2 protein-coding genes are annotated in these 1,451 nt (G+C 67.8%); one reads left to right on the top strand and one right to left on the bottom strand.

Annotation, left to right across the window (positions count from 1 at the left end):
- Window positions 1–966 (top strand): helicase-related protein (locus JMF90_RS36890; protein ID WP_201326325.1); only part of this gene is annotated, 966 nt, incomplete at its 5' end.
- 50 nt (window positions 967–1,016) lie between these two features.
- Here JMF90_RS36890 and JMF90_RS36885 read toward each other — a convergent pair.
- Window positions 1,017–1,451: phosphate/phosphite/phosphonate ABC transporter substrate-binding protein (locus tag JMF90_RS36885; protein WP_201326324.1), on the bottom strand; the 435-nt coding region annotated here is incomplete at its 5' end.

Raw genomic sequence — 1,451 nt, 5'->3', positions numbered from 1 at the left:
AATCCGAAGCTCGACGCGCTGAACACGCTGGTGCTCGACGAAGCCGACCGGATGCTCGACATGGGCTTCTTCGACGACATCGCGAAGGTCGCCCGGATGTGCCCGACGACGCGTCAGACGCTGCTGTTCTCCGCGACCTATCCGGACGGCATCGCGAAGCTGAGCCAGCAGTTCCTGCGCAATCCGAAGGAGATCAAGCTCGCGGAACGCCACGACGACAGCAAGATTCGCCAGCGCTTCTATGAAGTGACCGAGGACGAGCGGCTGCATGCGGTCGGCCAGTTGCTGAACCACTACCGGCCGGTGAGCACGATCGCGTTCTGCAACACCAAGCAGCAATGCCGCGATCTGCTCGACGTGCTGCACGCGCAAGGCTTCCACGCGCTCGCGCTGCACGGCGAGCTCGACCAGCGCGAGCGCGATCAGGTGCTGATCCAGTTCGCGAACCGCAGCTGCTCGGTGCTGGTGGCGACCGACGTCGCCGCGCGCGGGCTCGACATCGCACAGCTCGAAGCGGTGATCAACGTCGACGTGACGCCCGACCCCGAAGTGCACGTACACCGCATCGGCCGCACCGGCCGCGCGGATCAGGACGGCTGGGCGCTGAGCCTCGCGAGCATGGACGAGATGGGCCGTGTCGGCGCGATCGAACAGGCGCAGAAGCGCGAGGTCGAATGGCATCCGCTCGCTGAACTGAAGCCGGCGGACGACAGCGTGCTGCTGCCGCCGATGGAAACGCTGCAGATCCTCGGCGGGCGCAAGGACAAGATCCGCCCGGGCGACGTGCTCGGCGCGCTGACCGGCGACGCCGGATTCGACGGCAAGCAAATCGGCAAGATCAACGTGACCGAGTTCTCGACCTATGTCGCGATCGAGCGCGGCGTCGCGCGCGACGCGCTGCGCAAGCTCAATGCGGGGAAGATCAAGGGCAAGCGGGTCAAGGTCCGGTTGATGGACGAGGAGTAAGCGGGCCGCGGCGCGGGCGGTCGCAGCACCGCCGGGCGCCGTCCCGTGCGTCACCTGAGTTCGGGATAGCCGTGCGTCGCGGCGGCCTGCTCGAACCGCGCAATCGTGTCGTAGTCGGCCGGCGACAGCCGGTCGAATCCCTTCAGCCTCAGCACGCGCGCCCGTTCCACATCGGCCGCAGCCGCGCGCTCGAGCGCCTCCTGCAACGCGTCCACCTGCGTATCCGCCAGCGCCGCCCGCGATGCGACGAACGGCAAGCCCGGCGCGGATGCCGTCGTGCCGATGATCCGGATGTCCTTCAGCAGATCGGGCAGCGCGTCGCGCACATACGCGAACGTCACGCAGTCGATCGCCGCGCAATCGGCCTCTCCCGAGGCCAGCGCACGCAGCACATTCAGGTGCGAACCGAACGGCGTGACCGAGCCGAAGAACCGTCCGTCGTGCGCATGCGGCGCGACCGCGTGCCGGAATGCGTTCATCCCGCT

Source organism: Burkholderia sp. E168m23 (assembly GCF_016586125.1).
GTDB lineage: Bacteria > Pseudomonadota > Gammaproteobacteria > Burkholderiales > Burkholderiaceae > Burkholderia > Burkholderia orbicola.
Note: the sequence above shows the minus strand (reverse complement) of the source record. Positions and strands in the feature narration are given on the sequence as shown.